This is a genomic window from Micromonospora ureilytica (assembly GCF_015751765.1).
GTDB classification, from domain to species: Bacteria; Actinomycetota; Actinomycetes; order Mycobacteriales; family Micromonosporaceae; genus Micromonospora; species Micromonospora ureilytica.
This window is the reverse complement of the sequence record NZ_JADOTX010000001.1, coordinates 647714-664007: the sequence shown is the minus strand read 5'-3', so window position 1 is coordinate 664007 and position 16294 is coordinate 647714. Positions and strand designations below refer to the sequence as shown.

General features: G+C 73.5%; 16 protein-coding genes. 8 read left to right on the top strand and 8 right to left on the bottom strand.

Annotated features, from left to right (window positions below):
• The first annotated feature begins 123 nt into the window (after nt 1-123).
• Complete coding sequence (locus tag IW248_RS03080; RefSeq protein WP_196925551.1) at nt 124-918, top strand: Rv1486c family protein; 795 nt, start codon at nt 124-126, stop codon at nt 916-918.
• 26 nt (nt 919-944) lie between these two features.
• On the opposite strand, the gene IW248_RS03075 is transcribed toward IW248_RS03080, so the two are convergent.
• The 4 genes from IW248_RS03075 to fabG form a co-directional block, all read right to left on the bottom strand.
• Nucleotides 945-1724, bottom strand: coding sequence for an HAD-IIA family hydrolase (locus tag IW248_RS03075; protein WP_124823317.1), 780 nt, complete (start codon nt 1722-1724; stop codon nt 945-947).
• Between the two features lie 15 nt (nt 1725-1739).
• On the bottom strand, nt 1740-2768 hold the full coding sequence (locus IW248_RS03070; RefSeq protein WP_196925550.1) for a ferrochelatase: 1029 nt from the start codon (nt 2766-2768) through the stop codon (nt 1740-1742).
• A gap of 101 nt (nt 2769-2869) precedes the next feature.
• Nucleotides 2870-3637 carry an enoyl-ACP reductase FabI gene (fabI, locus tag IW248_RS03065; RefSeq protein ID WP_196925549.1) on the bottom strand — a complete coding sequence of 256 codons (768 nt, stop codon included), beginning with the start codon at nt 3635-3637 and terminating at the stop codon, nt 2870-2872.
• 27 nt (nt 3638-3664) lie between these two features.
• Nucleotides 3665-4369 (bottom strand): 3-oxoacyl-ACP reductase FabG, encoded by a 705-nt coding sequence (gene fabG, locus IW248_RS03060; protein ID WP_196925548.1) that lies wholly within the window; start codon nt 4367-4369, stop codon nt 3665-3667.
• Nucleotides 4370-4524: 155 nt separating this feature from the next.
• On the opposite strand from fabG, the gene IW248_RS33380 reads away from it, so the two are divergent.
• The 4 genes from IW248_RS33380 to IW248_RS03040 all read left to right on the top strand — a co-directional run bounded on the left by IW248_RS33380 (nt 4525) and on the right by IW248_RS03040 (nt 8647).
• Entirely contained in the window at nt 4525-5754 is a 1230-nt protein-coding gene (locus IW248_RS33380) for a sensor histidine kinase (protein ID WP_196925547.1), read from the top strand.
• Nucleotides 5751-6413, top strand: a complete 663-nt coding sequence (locus tag IW248_RS03050) for a response regulator (RefSeq protein ID WP_124823312.1) — start codon at nt 5751-5753, stop codon at nt 6411-6413. The genes IW248_RS33380 and IW248_RS03050 overlap by 4 nt, the downstream gene beginning before the upstream one ends.
• Nucleotides 6414-6512: 99 nt before the next feature.
• A complete protein-coding gene (locus tag IW248_RS03045) occupies nt 6513-7418 on the top strand; it encodes an alpha/beta hydrolase (RefSeq protein WP_196925546.1) in 906 nt (301 codons plus the stop codon).
• Nucleotides 7415-8647, top strand: a complete 1233-nt coding sequence (locus IW248_RS03040) for an acyltransferase family protein (RefSeq protein ID WP_196925545.1) — start codon at nt 7415-7417, stop codon at nt 8645-8647. The genes IW248_RS03045 and IW248_RS03040 overlap by 4 nt, the downstream gene beginning before the upstream one ends.
• A 318-nt stretch (nt 8648-8965) precedes the next feature.
• Here IW248_RS03040 and IW248_RS03035 read toward each other — a convergent pair whose 3' ends face one another.
• The 3 genes from IW248_RS03035 to IW248_RS03025 are packed head-to-tail and all read right to left on the bottom strand — an operon-like array spanning nt 8966 to nt 11990.
• A complete protein-coding gene (locus IW248_RS03035) occupies nt 8966-9916 on the bottom strand; it encodes a VWA domain-containing protein (protein ID WP_124815303.1) in 951 nt (316 codons plus the stop codon).
• Nucleotides 9913-10914, bottom strand: coding sequence for a DUF58 domain-containing protein (locus tag IW248_RS03030; RefSeq protein ID WP_196930014.1), 1002 nt, complete (start codon nt 10912-10914; stop codon nt 9913-9915). Before IW248_RS03030 ends, IW248_RS03035 begins: the two co-directional genes overlap by 4 nt.
• Nucleotides 10893-11990: an AAA family ATPase gene (locus IW248_RS03025; protein WP_124815299.1), complete on the bottom strand. Its 1098-nt coding sequence runs from the start codon at nt 11988-11990 to the stop codon at nt 10893-10895. Before IW248_RS03025 ends, IW248_RS03030 begins: the two co-directional genes overlap by 22 nt.
• Before the next feature lie 238 nt (nt 11991-12228).
• Between IW248_RS03025 and IW248_RS03020 the strand changes: the two genes are divergently transcribed.
• The 3 genes from IW248_RS03020 to IW248_RS03010 all read left to right on the top strand — a co-directional run bounded on the left by IW248_RS03020 (nt 12229) and on the right by IW248_RS03010 (nt 14988).
• Nucleotides 12229-12471 carry a hypothetical protein gene (locus IW248_RS03020; RefSeq protein WP_196925544.1) on the top strand — a complete coding sequence of 81 codons (243 nt, stop codon included), beginning with the start codon at nt 12229-12231 and terminating at the stop codon, nt 12469-12471.
• A gap of 284 nt (nt 12472-12755) precedes the next feature.
• A complete protein-coding gene (locus IW248_RS03015; RefSeq protein WP_196930013.1) occupies nt 12756-13268 on the top strand; it encodes a PH domain-containing protein in 513 nt (170 codons plus the stop codon).
• Nucleotides 13269-13491: 223 nt separating this feature from the next.
• Nucleotides 13492-14988, top strand: coding sequence for a PH domain-containing protein (locus IW248_RS03010; RefSeq protein WP_196925543.1), 1497 nt, complete (start codon nt 13492-13494; stop codon nt 14986-14988).
• A gap of 172 nt (nt 14989-15160) precedes the next feature.
• Here the strand turns inward: IW248_RS03010 and IW248_RS03005 are convergent, their stop codons facing one another.
• Nucleotides 15161-16240: a phosphatase PAP2 family protein gene (locus tag IW248_RS03005; RefSeq protein ID WP_231396153.1), complete on the bottom strand. Its 1080-nt coding sequence runs from the start codon at nt 16238-16240 to the stop codon at nt 15161-15163.
• Between the last annotated feature and the right edge of the window lie 54 nt (nt 16241-16294).

The window sequence follows — 16294 nt, the reverse complement described above, 5'->3', positions numbered from 1 at the left end:
GACCGCCGACCGCACAGCCGTGCCAGGGGGCGGGGATTTGGGCGAACAGGGCAGTTGGGGGCAGGCCGGGCGACCGGAGCGGCAGCCGAGACAGGGCCGGTCGTGACCACGTACCCTTTCGGCATGTCCACCCCCGCAACGGGCGCGGCCACACTCGCGCCGCGCCGGTCCAGCCGGTTCGTTGCCTGGGTGCGCGCGTGGCGCGCCGGCTTGGTGCCGTACGACGAGGTCGCCGACGCCATCGCCGGCGACGAGGAGCACCTCGTGGCGGACGCCCCCGGCACCTGGACCGACGTCCCGCTGGGCGCCGCGCTGCCCACCCTGGCCAAGCTGTCCCCGGACGAGATCCGCCTGGTGCTGCCCGCGCCGGGTGACCCGAGGGGTCTGCCGGGCCCCGGCGACTTCGCCGGTGCGGCGCTGGTCACGGGCGAGGCGGTGGTCGCCGGCGGGCTCGGGTTGATTCCCCAGGTGCGCCTGCACACCTCCGGCTCCGGGGACTGTTTCGAGACGGTGCTCTGGCGGGTCTACCCGCTGCCGGCCAACGCCGCCGCCGCGTCACTCTCATTGCCTGGCGCCGCCGAGGCGGAGGCCGAGTTGGCCGCCGCGCTGGCCGAGACGACAGCCGTGCTGACCCGCCTCGACGTGGCCCAGTGGCGGCCCGAGCTGGCCGGCGCGTTGGCCGCGCTGCGTCGCCCGGACGGCACCACCGATCTGCCACCGGGCTTCGACCCGCGATCCCGCCGGCTCTTCGCCCGGGCCGCGGTGCTCGACCGGGTGCTCGCGTTGGCCGGGCACGCCGCCCCGGGCGGCGCGATCAACAACCACGAGGCGCAGCAACGGGACGCGGCGCTGCGACCGCTCACCGCAGCCTGCCGTCAGGCCCTGGTGGCCGCCTGCAACGCCCCCCTGCGCCCCTGACCAGACCGCCCCGCCACCGGGCCTGGTCAGATCTCGTCGAGCAGGTCCGCGACCGAGTTGATGATCCGGGAGGGGCGGTACGGGTAACGCTCCGCCTCGGTGCGGCTGCTGATCCCGGTGAGCACCAGGATGGTCTCCAGCCCAGCCTCCAGGCCGCACAGGATGTCGGTGTCCATCCGGTCGCCGATCATCGCGGTGCTCTCCGAGTGCGCGTTGATGGTGTTGAGCGCCGAGCGCATCATCATCGGGTTGGGCTTGCCGACGAAGTACGGCTCGACCCCGGTCGCCTTGGAGATCATGGCGGCGACCGAGCCGGCGGCGGGTAGCGCGCCCTCCACGGACGGGCCGGTCACGTCAGGGTTGGTGCAGATGAACCGGGCACCGTCGTTGATCAGGCGGACGGCCTTGGTGATCGCCTCGAAGCTGTAGGTGCGGGTTTCCCCGAGCACCACGTAGTCGGGCGCGAAGTCGGTCAGCACGTAGCCGACGGCGTGCAGCGCCGTGGTCAGCCCGGCCTCACCGATGACGTACGCGGTGCCACCCGGCCGCTGGTCGGCGAGGAACTGGCCGGTGGCCAGGGCGGAGGACCAGATCGACTCCTCCGGCACGTCCAGCCCCATCCGGCTGAGTCGAGCCGTCAGGTCGCGCGGGGTGTAGATCGAGTTGTTGGTCAGCACCAGGAACGGCTTGCCGGAGGAGCGCAGCCGGTTGATGAACTCGGGCGCGCCGGGCACCGGCTGGCCCTCGTGCACCAGCACGCCGTCCATGTCGGTCAGCCAACTCTGCACGGGCTTGCGGTCATGCATGATGATCCTCAGAGGTCAGGGGCGACGGGTCGGCACGCAACAGACGGTCGGGCAGGTGTCCCACCTGGGCAGCTCACCCAGGCAACGGCGCAGCTGCGCGCCGTCCGGGTCGGTCCGCTCGGTGACCAGCTCACGCACCATGGTCACGAAGCGGGGGTCGGTGCCCGGCGTGCCGGCCCGGACGAAGTCCAGGCCGAGCTGCTTCGCCGTCTCCAACGCTTCGGTGTCCAGGTCCCACACGACCTCCAGGTGGTCGGAGACGAACCCGATCGGGCTGACCACCACACCTGTGGTGCCGCCCTGCGCGAGGGTGGCCAGGTGGTCGTTGATGTCCGGTTCCAGCCACGGCACCTGCGGCGGGCCGGAGCGGCTCTGCCAGACCAGGTCGTACGCCAGGTCGGGTGCGGCGGCCGCGGCGACGAGCCGGGCGGTCTCGTGCAGCTGCGCCTCGTACCGGCCGCCGTGCGGGCCGGCGTTGGCCGCCATCGAGCTGGGGATGGAGTGGGCGGTGAAGACCAGCCGGGTGGTGTCCCGCTTCGCCTGGTCGAGCTGGTCCAGGGCCGCCCGGACCGCGTCGACGTGCGGCTCGACGAAACCGGGGTGGTCCCAGAACTGGCGCAGCTTCTCGATCACCGGGGCGTCCGAACCGACGGCGGCACGGGCGGCGGCGATGTCCTCCTGGTACTGCCGGCAGGACGAGTAGCCGCCGTACGCGCTGGTGACGAAGGCCAACGCCCGGGTGACCCCGTCGTCGCGCATCTGGGTCACGGTGTCGGCGAGCATCGGGTCCCAGTTGCGGTTGCCCCAGTAGACGGGCAGGTCGACACCGTGCGCGGCGAAGTCGGCGCGGACGGCGGCCAGCAGGTCCCGGCACTGCTGGTTGATCGGGGACACTCCACCGAAGTGCTGGTAGTGCTCGGCGACCTCGACCAACCGCTCGGGCGGCACACCCCGGCCTCGGGTCACGTTCTGCAGGAACGGCATCACGTCCTCGGGCCGTTCGGGCCCGCCGAAGGACACCAGCACCACCGCGTCGTACGACATGCTGTCATTCTTGCCCCTCGGCCGGGACGTCCCGGCGACGCCCCCTGGTCCGGACGCGTGGATCACGCGAACGGCGACCAGGGAGGCGTCGCGGTGCAGCGTCAGGAACCGATGGCGTGGTAGCCGCCGTCGACGTGGACGATCTCGCCGGTGGTGGCCGGGAACCAGTCGGAGAGCAGCGCCAGGCAGGCCCGCGCGGCGGGCTCCTGGTCGGTGAGGCTCCAGCCCAGCGGGGCACGCTCGGCCCAGGCAGTTTCGAACTGGTCGAAGCCGGGGATCGACTTCGCGGCGATGGTGCGCAGCGGCCCGGCGGCGACCAGGTTGCTGCGGATGCCCTGCTTGCCCAGGTGCATCGCCAGGTAGCGGGACGTGGACTCCAGGCCGGCCTTGGCCACGCCCATCCAGTCGTAGACCGGCCACGCCTTCGTCGCGTCGAAGGTCAGGCCGACCACCGCGCCGCCGGGCGACATCAGCGGCAGCGCCGCCATGGCCAGCGACTTGTACGAGAAGGTGGAGACGTGCAGGGCGGTCGCCACGTCCTCCCAGGGCGCGTCGAGGAAGCCGCCGCCCAGGCAGCTCTGCGGGGCGAAGCCGATCGAGTGCACGACACCGTCGAGGCCGTCGACGTGCTCGCGTACCCGGTCGGCGAGGCCGGCCAGGTGCTCGGTGTTGGTGACGTCCACCTCGATGACCGGCGCCGGCTCGGGCAGCCGCTTGGCGATCCGCTCGACCAGGGAGAGCCGGCCGTAGCCGGTGAGCACGACCTGCGCGCCGTTCTCCTGGGCGAGCTTCGCCACCGAGAAGGCGATCGAGGCGTCGGTGATGACACCGGTGACGAGCAGCCGCTTACCGGCGAGCAGTCCGGACATCGCAGATTTCCTCCGTAGTCAAAAGGGTTAGTGGCCCATGCCGAGGCCGCCGTCGACCGGGATGACGGCGCCGGAGACGTACCCGGCGCTGTCGGAGGCCAGCCAGGTGACCACGGCGGCGACCTCGTCCGGGCTGGCCATCCGGCCGGCCGGGATGGACTTGACGATCTCCGCCTTGCGGTCGCCGGAGAGACCGGCGGTCATGTCCGTGTCGATGAAGCCGGGCGCCACCACGTTCGCGGTGATGTTGCGGCTGCCCAGCTCCCGGGTGATCGAGCGGGCGACGCCGACGAGGCCGGCCTTGCTGGCGGCGTAGTTGACCTGGCCGGCGCCGCCGGCCAGGCCGACCACCGAGGAGATGAAGATCATGCGGCCCCACTTGGCGCGCAGCATCTTGCCGGAGGCCCGCTTCGCGACCCGGAACGCGCCGGTGAGGTTGGTGTCCACCACATCGGTGAACTGCTCCTCGGACATGCGCAGCAGCAGCGTGTCGGCGGTCATGCCGGCGTTGGCGACCAGCACCTCGACCGGTCCCAGCTCGGCCTCGACGGCGGTGAACGCGGCGTCGATCGAGGCGGCGTCGGTGACGTCGGCGCGTACGCCGAACAGCCCGTCGGGTGCCTCGCCGCTGCGATGGGTGACCGCCACCCGGTCGCCCTGCTTGGCGAAGGCCTGCGCGATGGCCAGGCCGATCCCCCGGTTGCCCCCGGTCACCAGCACGGTACGGGCCACGGTTCCCCCTTGCGAATGGTCAGCACGGACGCGTCGGAGCCTAGGCGTTACCCGCAAGTAAGCGCTAACGGGACTCGCATCACACTGGGGTACGACACCGGGATCAACCCCTGGTGGCACGCCTCGTGGCGGGGTCGGCCCGTAGCCTCCGGGTGGTGAACCGGCAACCGATCGCCGTGGCCCTGCGGGCCCTGCGACAGACCCTGCTGGGCCCGGACGCCCGGCCCGACCGGGCGCTGCTGGCCCGTTGGCCCGGGCCGGCCCGCTACGCCGCTCCGGTCGGCCTGCTCGCCGCGCTGGGTCTCTTCCTGATCACCCTGACCGTGGAGAGCGAATGGGGGCTGCCGACACCGATCGCGATGCTCTTCGCGGCGATGACGGTGGCGCCGCTGCTGGCGCTGCCCCGGCGTCCGCTGCTGGCCTGGCGACTGACGGTACTGGCCCTGCTGATCTGCACGTTCAACGCGCCAGCCGACCAGGCCTGGCCGTGGACCCCGCCGCTGGCGCTCGGGTCGATCGCGGTGCTGGCGGTGGTCGTCGCACGGGTCGACCGGCCGGTGCTGGCCTGGGTGGTGACGATCAGCACGGTGCCGGTGCTCACCCTCGTCCACCCCGACAACCGGGTTCCGGTCCTGCTGCTGCTCGGCGCGCTGGCGATCGTCGGCGACCTGATCCGCCGCAACCGGCTGTCCCGGCACGCCCTCGCGGCGCAGGCCGAACTGAGCGAGCGGGAGCAGGAACGCCGCGCGGTGCTGGAAGAACGCACACGCATCGCCCGGGAGCTGCACGACGTGGTGGCCCACCACATGTCGCTGATCGCGGTGCAGGCGGAGACCGCCCCGTACCGGCTGACGGACGTGCCGGCCCCGGCAGCCGCGGAGTTCGTCGCCATCGCCGCGTCGGCCCGCGACGCGCTGACCGACATGCGGCGGCTGTTGGGGGTGCTGCGCAGCGAGACGACCGGGCCGCAGACCACGCCGCAGCCGGACCTGGCCGACCTGGGCGCAATGGTGGACGCGGCACGCCGAGCCGGGCTGCCGGTGACAGTGGACGACGAGCCGATGGACGACGGCCGGGTGCCCGCGCCGGTCGGGCTGGCCGCGTACCGCATCGTGCAGGAGAGCCTGGCCAACGCGGCCCGCCACGCGGCCGGCGCCGCGGTGCGGGTCACCGTCCGCGCCGGTCCGTCCGGTCTACGGGTACGCGTCGAAAACTCCCCGGCCGACGTCCGACCGACCGCCGACGGCGGCTCCGGGCACGGGCTGACCGGCATGCGGGAGCGGGCCACCTCGCTGGGCGGTACGTTCACCGCCGGGCCGCTGCCCGACGGGGGTTACGCGGTGGCGGCCGAGTTGCCGTACGACGCGGAGGGCGGGGTCCGATGATCCGGGTGCTGATCGCCGACGACCAGGCGATGGTCCGGCAGGGCTTCGGCGCCCTGCTCGCCGCCCAACCGGATCTGCTGGTGGTGGGAGACGCCGCCGACGGGGCGCAGGCCCTGGCCGCCGCCCGCCACCTCGACCCGGACGTGGTGCTGATGGACGTGCGGATGCCGGTCATGGACGGGCTGGAGGCCACCCGCAAGCTGCTCGGCGACCGGTCGGCGCAGCGACCCCGGGTGCTCATCCTCACCACCTTCGACCTGGACGACTACGTGTACGAGGCGCTGCGCGCCGGGGCGAGCGGGTTCCTGCTCAAGGACGCCCCGGCGGCCGATCTGGTGCAGGCGGTGCGTGTGGTGGCGGCCGGGGATGCGCTACTCGCCCCGGCCGTCACCCGCCGGCTGATCGCCGAGTTCGCGGCCCGTCCGGACCGCCGCCGCCCGCGCCCCACCGACCTGGCCGGGCTCACTCCACGCGAGACCGAGGTGCTGCGGTTGATCGCCCGGGGCCGCAACAACGCGGAGATCGCGGGCGACCTGGTGGTGGCCGAGCAGACAGTGAAGACGCACGTCGGGCGGATCCTGGCCAAGCTGGGTCTGCGTGACCGGGCCCAGGCCGTGGTGCTGGCGTACGAGACGGGTCTGGTGGCCGCCGGCGAGTAGCTCCGTGGAGCCAGCCCGGAAACGGCTCTGCGGGACGACGACCGAGCCCCGCCCCTGGGCGCACTCTCCCTCCGGACGACATTCCGGAGGGAGAACGTGATGCGACGACGAGGTGCCAGCCGGGTGGCGATGGCCGCGCTGCTCGGCGTGAACCTGGTCCTGCCGACCCGACCCGAGCCGGCCACGGCGGCGGGGTTCGTCGAGGCGTACCCGGTGACGGCGGCGGCGATGCGCGCGGCCGGCCCCCCGTACGCGGACTGGGCGGCCGACGGACGCCGGTTCCTGCTGTTCGACGAGCGCGGTGACGGTCGCGCGGTCGAGGTGCTCGGCGACCTTGCCGACGCGGACCGGATCGCGGTGCTGGTGCCGGGCGTCGGCAGCACGCTCGCCGACTTCGACAGGGGGTTGGGCGGGGTGGCCCGGCGGGCGCCGGCGGTGCAGGCCGGGCAGCTCTACCGGGAGCTGCGGGCGTCCGACCCGGCGGCGCGGGTCGCGGTGCTGGCCTGGCTCGGCTACGACCCGCCCGACGGGGTGTTGACCGCCGCCGGTGGTGTCAGCGCCCGGCGCGGCGCGGCCGGGCTTGTCACCCTGCTGCGGGAGCTGGCCGGGCGGCGTCCGGCGGCGACGATCACGCTCGTCGGGCACAGCTACGGGGCGCTGGTGGTGGCACTGGCGGCGGCGGAGGCCCCGGCCCAGGTCACCGACGTGGTCAGCCTCGGCGGCGTCGGCGCTGGAGTACAGCGCGCCGACGATTTGACCGGCGGGCGGCGGTTCTGGGCCGCCGAGGCGCCGACCGACTGGATCCGTCGGGTGCCCCCGGTGCGGCTGCCCGGCCTGGGCTTCGGCCGGCGACCCGGCGACCCGGCGTTCGGCGCCCGCCCCCTGCCGGTGGGTGGGGTGGCGGGGCACGACGGCTACCTCGCGCCGGGCAGCGCCGCGCTGGTCGCGGTGGCGGCTGTCGTGCTGGGCAGCGTCGACGCCGGCCGGATCGGGGACGTCCGGTGAACCGGGACCGCGCGGTCGACGCGCTGCGGGCGTACGCCATCGGCGGGGTGGTGCTGGGGCACTGGCTGGTCACCGGATTGGTACTGAACGGCGACGGTGGGCTGCACCAGGCCAGTCCGCTGACCGCCCTGCCCGACCTGGCCCCGGTGACCTGGGTGTTGCAGACGCTCGGGTTGTTCTTCTTCTCCGCCGGGTTCGGCTCGACCCGGTCGCTGGCCCGCTACCGCGGCGGTGCCGGCGGTTGGCTGGCCGGTCGGCTGCGTCGGCTGCTGCTGCCCATGGTGGCGCTGCTCGGAGTGGGGGCCGCCGTACTGCTCGCCGCCACAGTCGTCGGCACCTCGGACGACACGCTCGCCGTCGCGCTGCGGCTCGCCGTCAGCCCGCTGTGGTTCCTGCTCCCGCTGGTGATCCTCGTCGCGGTGACCGGCCCGCTGCGCGCCGCCGTACGCCGGTGGGGGGTGGCACGGTGCGGGACACCGGCGGTGGCCGTGGTCGCCGTGGCCGACCTTGCCGTCCGGCTGCTGCCGGCCGGCACCGACCTACCCCCGGTCACCGTGCTGGCGGCCTGGGCGGTGCCGTACCTGCTGGGGGTGGCGCACGCCGACGGACGACTGGACGGCCGGCGGGCGGGTGGCGCGTTGGCGGCCGGTGGGGCGGTCGCGCTGGCGGCGCTGCTGGCGCTGGGCTACCCGGTGAGCGCGGTCGGCGTGCCCGGGGCCGGGGTGTCCAACCTGAACCCGCCGTCGCTGCTGATCGTGGCGCTGGCGGTCACCCAGGTCGGGCTGGGGCTGTTGGCGCGGCCGGCGCTGCACCGGCTGCTGACCCGGCCGCTGCCGGACCGGGCGGTGACCGCTGTGAACCGGTCCGCGGTCCGGATCTACCTGTGGCACCAGCCGGTACTTGTTGCGGTGACCGCGCTCACCGCCCACAGCGGGCTGACCCTGCCCGGGTTGCACACCACCCCGGACGGTCCCGGATGGGTGCTGGCACGCCTCTGCTGGCTGCCGCTACTCGCCGCGGTGCTGGTCACGATCGTCCGGACGGGCCGGCCTGTCGCGCGACTCCAACCGGGCGGTGGAGGGGTCGCCGACCGGTCGGCCGAGTGCGTTCCGTCGACACCGCAGGTGTACGATCATCGACGTTCCGGCCCGCCCGACTTGCAGGAGGTGATCGCTGTGCGAGATAGCGATCCTCCCAGTCGTGGCCGGGCCGATGGTCAGCCCCGCTGAGCCACGACTCAGTCTGGTGAGCTGACCCCGCTCCGCTCCCCACCACCTCGGCACCTGCCGAGGTGAGTGTGCCGCGCCGCCCGATCCCGGGCGGTCGCCGGGAGCCGCCCGGTCACGACTTCGTGTGCGCGTCCCCACCCCCTGCGGTCCGCCCCCGCACGCGGACCGTCCAGCCGCCACCCGGAGCCGTCCATGAGCCGCTACGTCGCCCCGCTGGGCTTCACCCTCGCCGCCGTCTGGGTGGCAATCGTCTTCGTGCTCGCCGGCGGCGGCCACTGACCGCCGCCGGCGCAGCGGTTCACAGCATCCGGGACGCGTTCACAGCATCCGGGACGACCAGAGCAGACTGAACGCGCCCGCGCAGAGCGCCAGCAGCAACGCCACCCCGGCGTACCACTGGGTCACCTCACGCGGCTCGGTGCGGAACCCGATCGAGCTGCCCATGTCCTGATAGACCTGCTTCAGCTCGCTCACCGAGGCCGCCTCGTAGAAGTACCCCTCGGTGGTCTCGGCCAGCTCGGCGAGGGCCGACCGGTCCACCGGCACCCGCTGCAACTGCCCGCCGATGTCGACCTGGCCGGTGTCGGTGCCGAAGGCGATGGTGGAGACCGGAACGTTGGCGGCCTGCGCGGCCGCCGCCGCCTCCTCCACCGCCCGACCGGAGGTCCGGAAACCGTCGGAGAGCAGCACGATCCGTGCCGGCGGAATGCCCGCCGCGCCGTCGGCCGGCACCGACCGGATCGCCTCCAGGCAGGTGAACACCGCCTCGCCGGTCGCTGTCGCCTCGGCCAGCACCAGCCCGTCGATGGCGCTGGTCACCGCGTCCCGGTCCTTGCCCGGCGGCACCAGCACGTTGGCCGCCTTGGCGAACGACACCAGGCCCAGGTTGTAGCTCTCCGGCAGCTCACTGACGAACTGCTTGGCCGCCTCCTGGGCCGCCTCCAACCGGTTCGGCGCCACGTCGTCGGCCTGCATCGACAGCGACACGTCGATGGCGAGCATCACTGTGGCCCGCTCCAACGGCTCCCTGGTGTCCACCGCGGGCCGGGCCAGCGCGGTGGCCAGCACCAGCAGGCAGAGCAGGAACGCGGTCGCCGGGACGTGCCGACGCCAGCCCAGGCCCTTCGGCGCCACCGTCCGCAGCAGGTCCACATTGGTGAACCGCATCGCGTACGCCCGGCGGTGCAGCTGCCGCCACACGTAGAACGCGGCGAGGGCGAACACCGGCAGCACAGCCAGCAGCCACCACGGTTGCAGAAAACGGATCATCGTGTCGTCCCCCGGGTACGCGCGTGCCGCTGCGCGGCCACGAATCGCACCATGTCCAGCAGCCAGTCTCGGTCCGTACGCAGACGCAGGTGGGCCGCGCCGGCGCCGCGCAGGGCGGCGGCGATCGTGGCCCGTTGGGCGGTGGCGGCGTCCGCGTAGCGCTGCCGCAGCCGCGGGTCGGCAGTCTGCACCTCGTGCAGTTCGCCGCTCTCCGGGTCGACCACCGGCAACACACCCACGTCGGGCAGCTCCAGCTCGCGCGGGTCGACCACCTCGATCGCCAGCACGTCGTGGCGGACGCGCAGCTTGCGCATCGGCCGCGCCCACTGCTCGGCCGGCGCGAGGAAGTCCGAGACCACCACTGCCACCCCGCGACGGCGGGGCGGACGGTTGAGCATCTCGATCAGGGCGCCCAGATCACCTCGGCCGGGCTGGATGGCGGTGCCGGCGACGGCACGCAGCAGGCCCTGTGCCTCCTTGCGACCGGAGCGGGCCGGCAGTCGGGTGAGCACCCCGGGCCCGGCCGGCGGTGCTGCGCCGCGCCAGCGTCGGGCCGGCGCGGACACCCCGCCGCCGGTGCCGATCACGGCGCCGATCCGGTTACCTCCGCGCACGGTCAGGTGGGTGATGGCGGCCGCGGCGGCCACCACCACCTCCCGCTTGAGCCACTGCCCGGTACCGAAGTCCAGGCTGGCGGACAGGTCCAGCGCGAGCCAGGTCTCCAGCTCCCGGTCGGCGACCGTACGCCGCACGTGCGGTGTGGTGGTCCGTGCCGTGACCGGCCAGTCCATCCGGCGCACGTCGTCACCGGGGCGGTACTCCCGGGACTCGCCCGCCTCACTGCCCGGTCCGGGCAACAGGCCGGCGTAGTCGCCCTGGAGCAGACCGTCGAGCTTGCGGGTGACGAGCAACTGAAGCCGGGACAGCACGGCCTCGCTACGGTCGCCGAGGGGGGCCGGACGAGGGGTGGGTGAGGTCACGGGCGCTGCCCGGGCCAGCCAGCGCCCGGCGGCGGCGCGATCGACGGCGGGGTGGCCTGCTGCCGGGGCGCGACCGCCGGGAGCGGGATCGTCGACATCACCCGCTGCACGATGTGGTCGGCGGGTACGTCGTCGGCGAGCGCGTCGTAGCTGAGCACCAACCGGTGCCGCAGGATGTCCGGGGCGATGTCCTGCACGTCCTGCGGCAGCGCGTAGTCACGCCCGCGCAGCAGCGCCAGGGCGCGGGTCGCCCGGACCAGACCCAGCGAGGCGCGCGGGCTGGCCCCGTACTGGATCAGTTGCGCGACGTCGGGCATGCCGTGCTCGGCCGGGGCGCGGGTGGCCAGCACCAACCGGACCGCGTAGTCGACCAGGGCGTTGTGGACGAAGACCTGGTCCGCCTTGCGTTGCAGGGCGATCAGCTCCGGGGTGTCGAACACCGCGGTCGGCTCGGGCGCGGCCACGCCCATCCGGTAGACGATCTCCCGTTCCTCCGCGTCGGTCGGGTAGCCCACCACGATCTTCATGAGGAACCGGTCCCGCTGCGCCTCCGGCAGCGGGTAGACGCCCTCCTGCTCGATCGGGTTCTGGGTGGCCATCACCAGGAACGGGTCGGGCACCCGGTGACTCTCCCCGCCGATCGACACCTGCCGCTCGCTCATCACCTCCAGCAGCGCGGACTGCACCTTCGCCGGCGCCCGGTTGATCTCGTCGGCGAGCAGGAAGTTGACGAACACCGGGCCCAGCTCGACGTCGAACTTCTCGCTCGACTGCCGGTAGATCCGGGTGCCCATGATGTCGGCCGGCACCAGATCCGGGGTGAACTGCACCCGGGCGAAGGACCCGCCGACGACCTTGGCGAGGGTCTCCACCGCCAGCGTCTTGGCCACCCCGGGCACGCCCTCGATCAGGCAGTGACCGCGGGCGAGCAGCGCGACGAACATCCGCTCCACCATTCGGTCCTGCCCGACGATCACGCGTTTGATCTCGAACAGGCCCTTCTCCAGCAGGGTGGCGTCCTGCGCGGGTGTGGTCACCGGCGCAGGTGCCGCTCCGTTCGGCGTCGGGGCGTCGGGCATGGTCGGCTGGGCCACCGGTCCTCCACAGCGTTTGTCGGTCGCGGCTCGTGCGGTATCAAGACTCGCACGCCTTGCTGAGTGTCGAGGTGGGGAGAAGCCGATTTTGACCGCGCCGTCCCCAGCAGCCGAATCGCGCATCACGGGAGTGCACGGACCCGCCCGCCGCGTGTACGATTCACCCCGTCGCCGGGCGGCTCCCCCCGTGGTCGCCCGGCGCTCAAACTCTCCGTCCCGCCGCCCTAGACTGGCCGGGATGAGCATCCCCTCTCCCGCCGACTCTCTAGCCGACGAGGCCCTGGTCTGTTCGGCCCGGGGCTGCCGGTCTGCCGCCGTCTGGGTGCTGGAGTGGAACAATCCCCGCCTGCACGACGCCGATCGGCGCAAGACCTGGTTGGCCTGCGCCGAGCACCGGGGCAGCCTCGGTGACTTCCTGGACGCTCGAGGCTTCCTGCGTGCCGTCACTCCGGTGCCCGGATCGCCTACGCTCGACCTGTGAGCGGCGACCCTCCGGCTTCCCCCGGCCCCACCTCCCCGTCCTGGCCGCCCACCCCGGCCACCCCACCACCCGGCGTCGAGCCGCCACCCGGGGCGTTCCCAGCCCCCGGCACGCTCGGCCCGGAGCCCGCCGCGCCGGACGTCTCCACGCCCGCGCCGCTGCCACCGGGCGCGCTGCCGCCCGGTCACCGGCCGGCACCCGCCGCCGACCAGCGCGCACCCGACCTGCCGGCCCCCGGCCTCCTACCGCCCGACCCCGGCCCTGGGGGGTCCGACGCCGGCGCCTTGTTGACGGCCGCGCCGGGTGGTCGGGGCCCGCTGGAACCCTGGCCGGACACGGTCACCTGGCAGCCGATCTCCACCGACCTGATCTGGGTGGAGCTGATCCGGCTGGCGATCGTGGTCGCCATCGGGCTGGCGGTGACAGCGGTCGGCTGGGCGTTCAGCGGCCACTGGCTGTTCGGGCTCGCCGTCGCCGTCGTACTGGTGCTCGGCGCGTGGCGGGCCTTCGCGATCGTCCGCGCGGTCCGAGCCTGGGGATACGCCGAGCGGGAGAACGACCTGCTGGTCCGCCACGGGCTGCTGGTCCGCCGGCTCTCCATCGTGCCGTACTCGCGGATGCAGTTCGTCGACGTGAGCGCCGGGCCGTTGGAGCGCGCCTTCGACCTGGCCACCGTGCAGTTGCACACCGCCGCGGCGGCGAGCGACGCCCGGGTGCCCGGGCTGCGTCCGGCGGAGGCGTCCCGGCTGCGCGATCGACTCACCGCGCTCGGCGAGGACCGGGTGGAGGGCCTGTGAGCGCGAGGAGTGAGCCGGGGTTGCGAGCCCCGCAGTCGCGAACGAAAAGCGACCCTGTGAGCGCGAGGAGTGAGCCGGGGTTGCGAGTCCCGCAGTCGCGAACGAAAAGCGACCCTGTGAGCGCGAGGAGTGAGCCGGGGTTGCGAGCCCCGCAGTCGCGAACGAAAAGCGACCCTGTGAGCGCCCGCGCGGGCAGCCGTCGACCGCGTCGAGGGCCGCTCCGATGAGCGACGGGCCCGCCGAGCCGAGCACCGTGCCACCCACCGGCCCGACACCACCGGGTCCGGTGCTGCCCGCCGGCACGCCACCTACCGGCGCGGTGCCGCCTGGGCCGGTGCCGTCCGGGCCGGTGCCGCCGGGAGCGCCCGCGCCGTGGGCGGCACCACCGGTCGGCGGCGAGGCCGAACCCCGGCAGCGACTGCATCCGCTCAGCCCGGTGCTGCACGGCGCCAAGTCCCTGGTCGTGGTGATCGCCGGGCTGTCCTGGTCGACGCTGTCCCGGGTGGGCTTCGGCTGGTTCGCCGCAATGGTGGCGGTGCTGGCGCTCGGCGCGACAGTGCTGTCGGTGATCAGCTGGTACAACACCGGCTACCACGTCGTGGGCCGGGAACTACGGGTGTACGAAGGGCTGCTCTGGCGGCGTACCCGGGCCATCCCGTTGGAACGGTTGCAGGCCGTGGAGGTGGTCCGACCCCTGCTCGCCCAGCTCACCGGCCTGGCCGAGCTGCGCCTGGAGGTGGTCGGCGGAGGCAAGACCGAGGCGCCGCTGGCGTACCTCGGGGTGGCCGACGCGGCAGTGCTGCGCGAGCGTCTGCTGGCGCTGGCCGGGCGGGTGGCGCAGTTGCCCGCACCCGGCGACGCGGCGGCCCCGGTGGCCCCGGGTGCGACGGCGCCGCCGGCGGCCGTGCCGGGCCGGCCACTGCACGCGGTACGCAACCAGAACCTGCTGATCAGCCAACTGCTCACCCCGCAGGCGTTCCTGCTCCCGCTCGGTGTGGCCTTCGTTGTGGTGCAGTTCCTCACCGCCGGGTCGTGGTCGTTCGTCGCGGTGGCGAGCACCCTGACCGCGATGGCGGGTGTGCTGCTGCAACCGATCCGCCGGGTCCTCGACGACTGGAACTTCCGGCTGGCCCGCGACGGCGGCACGCTGCGCGTACACAACGGCCTGCTGGAGACTCGGGCGCAGACAGTGCCGCTGGAACGGGTGCAGACCGTGCGGGCCACCTGGCCGTTGCTGTGGCGGATGAAGGGCTGGCTGCGGCTGCGACTGGAGGTGGCCGGTTACTCCGTAGCGGAGGCCGACGACCGCAACCGGCCCGACCGGCTGCTGCCGGTCGGCGACCTACCGACGGCGACGATGATCGTCGCCGAGGTGCTCCCAGGGGTACGCCTCGACGCGCTCACGCTGAGCCCGCCGCCGCGCCGAACCCGTTGGCTGCATCCCCTGGGCCGTGCCGCGTTCGGCGCGGGGCTGTTCGAGCGGGTGTTCGCCACCCGGTCCGGCCGGCTCACCCGGCAGTTGGTGATCGTGCCGTACGCCCGGATCCAGAGCGTGCGCGTGGTCCAGGGGCCCATCCAGCGCCGTCTGGGGTTGGCCACCGTGCACGTGGACACCGCGGGCGGCTCCGGCGCCACCGCCCAGGACCGCGACCTGGCCGAGGCCTGGGCCCTGGCAGCCGACCTGACCACAAGAGCCCAAAACGCCCGAACCCAACCCTAACCGGCTCCCACCCCGCCCCGCCCCACCCCTCCCCGGCCTCCCGCCCCCAGCCCTCCCGCGTTGATCATGAAGTTATTGCCCTCCCGCGCGGCGTGTCGGGGCAATAACTTCATGATCACCGCTGGGCCGGGCGGGCCCGGCCGGGCTGGGCCGGACTGGGGGTGGGGCCGGGTTAGTGGTCGGCGGGGATTGGGGGGTGCGGGGTGGTGGTGTCTGGTTCCCGTGCTGTTGGGGGCTCGGGGTGGCCGGGTGTGGGGTCGGTGGTGGGGTTGGTGGGGCGTTGCGTCTTGGTGCTTGGGTGGCGGGCTCGCCAGGCCGCCCAGCCGCGCTCGGCCAGACCGACCACCAGGAAGGTCAGCCCCACGTACGCCCAGCCGACCAGCACGTCGATCACGTAGTGCTCGCCGGAGTAGACCAGGGTGAAGGTCATCGCCAGCGGGTACGCGAGCAGCAGTGGCCACCAGCGACGACGGGTGGCGGTCAGGAAGAACAGCACCACGAACAGCGCCCACGCGGTGTGCAGCGACGGCATCGCGGCGACCGGGTTGGAGGCGATCTGGCCGGCGTTGAGGACGTTGCCGGCGCCGTGCATGCCGAACGCCTTCCAACCCCGGGTGGAGATCCGGGCGACCTCGGTGAGCAGGCCGTTCTGCGCCGCCCACCAGGGCGGGGCGGCCGGGTAGATGAAGTAGGTGACCAGACCGGCCGCGCAGAGGAAACCCCAGCGCCGCATGTACGCCGCCCAGCGGTGCCGGTCGCGCAGCCAGAGCACCGCGGCGGCGGTCAGCGCCACCACGAAGTGCGAGAAGTACACCCAGCTCGCCGCGACGTCCCACCAGTGCACCTGCGGGCGGTAGAGGTGCTGCTGCAACCAGACGGTGGGCACCTCACCGCCGGTGGCCCAGCCGAACATGAACCGGTCGGCGACGATCAGCTCCATGGCGTGCGGCGTGGCCCCGTTGTCGGCGAACCCGCGCGAGAGGTTGTACACCACGAAGAGCAGCACCACCGGCACCCAGTCCCGGGCGAAGCGCAGGTGACTGCGCCAGGGCCGTTCGCTGTTCCAGGCGATGGTCGCGAGCCAGATCCAGACGAAGGCGTACGCCGGGTCGGTGGGCAGCCCGATGCCCAGCCACGCGCCGACGAAGGCGACCGCCCAGACGGTCATGGCGACGACGCGCCGACGACCCCCGTCCGGGGACGCGGGCGGGTCGGTCCGGGCGGGGGGCTGGGGGTCAGTCACGACGGCCATCGGGGTCAAGGTTAACGACGGGGACGGCATCGACCGACGGGGACCACCCGTTGG

What these genes read in the sequence shown, in the direction of transcription:
- IW248_RS03050 (WP_124823312.1), top strand. Translation starts at nt 5,751, where the DNA reads ATGATCCGGGTGCTGATCGCCGACGACCAGGCGATGGTCCGGCAGGGC.
- IW248_RS03010 (WP_196925543.1), top strand. Translation starts at nt 13,492, where the DNA reads ATGAGCGACGGGCCCGCCGAGCCGAGCACCGTGCCACCCACCGGCCCG.
- IW248_RS03075 (WP_124823317.1), bottom strand. Translation starts at nt 1,724, where the DNA reads ATGCATGACCGCAAGCCCGTGCAGAGTTGGCTGACCGACATGGACGGC.
- IW248_RS03070 (WP_196925550.1), bottom strand. Translation starts at nt 2,768, where the DNA reads ATGTCGTACGACGCGGTGGTGCTGGTGTCCTTCGGCGGGCCCGAACGG.
- IW248_RS03005 (WP_231396153.1), bottom strand. Translation starts at nt 16,240, where the DNA reads ATGGCCGTCGTGACTGACCCCCAGCCCCCCGCCCGGACCGACCCGCCC.
- IW248_RS03020 (WP_196925544.1), top strand. Translation starts at nt 12,229, where the DNA reads ATGAGCATCCCCTCTCCCGCCGACTCTCTAGCCGACGAGGCCCTGGTC.
- IW248_RS03080 (WP_196925551.1), top strand. Translation starts at nt 124, where the DNA reads ATGTCCACCCCCGCAACGGGCGCGGCCACACTCGCGCCGCGCCGGTCC.
- fabI (WP_196925549.1), bottom strand. Translation starts at nt 3,637, where the DNA reads ATGTCCGGACTGCTCGCCGGTAAGCGGCTGCTCGTCACCGGTGTCATC.
- IW248_RS03045 (WP_196925546.1), top strand. Translation starts at nt 6,513, where the DNA reads ATGCGACGACGAGGTGCCAGCCGGGTGGCGATGGCCGCGCTGCTCGGC.
- IW248_RS03035 (WP_124815303.1), bottom strand. Translation starts at nt 9,916, where the DNA reads ATGATCCGTTTTCTGCAACCGTGGTGGCTGCTGGCTGTGCTGCCGGTG.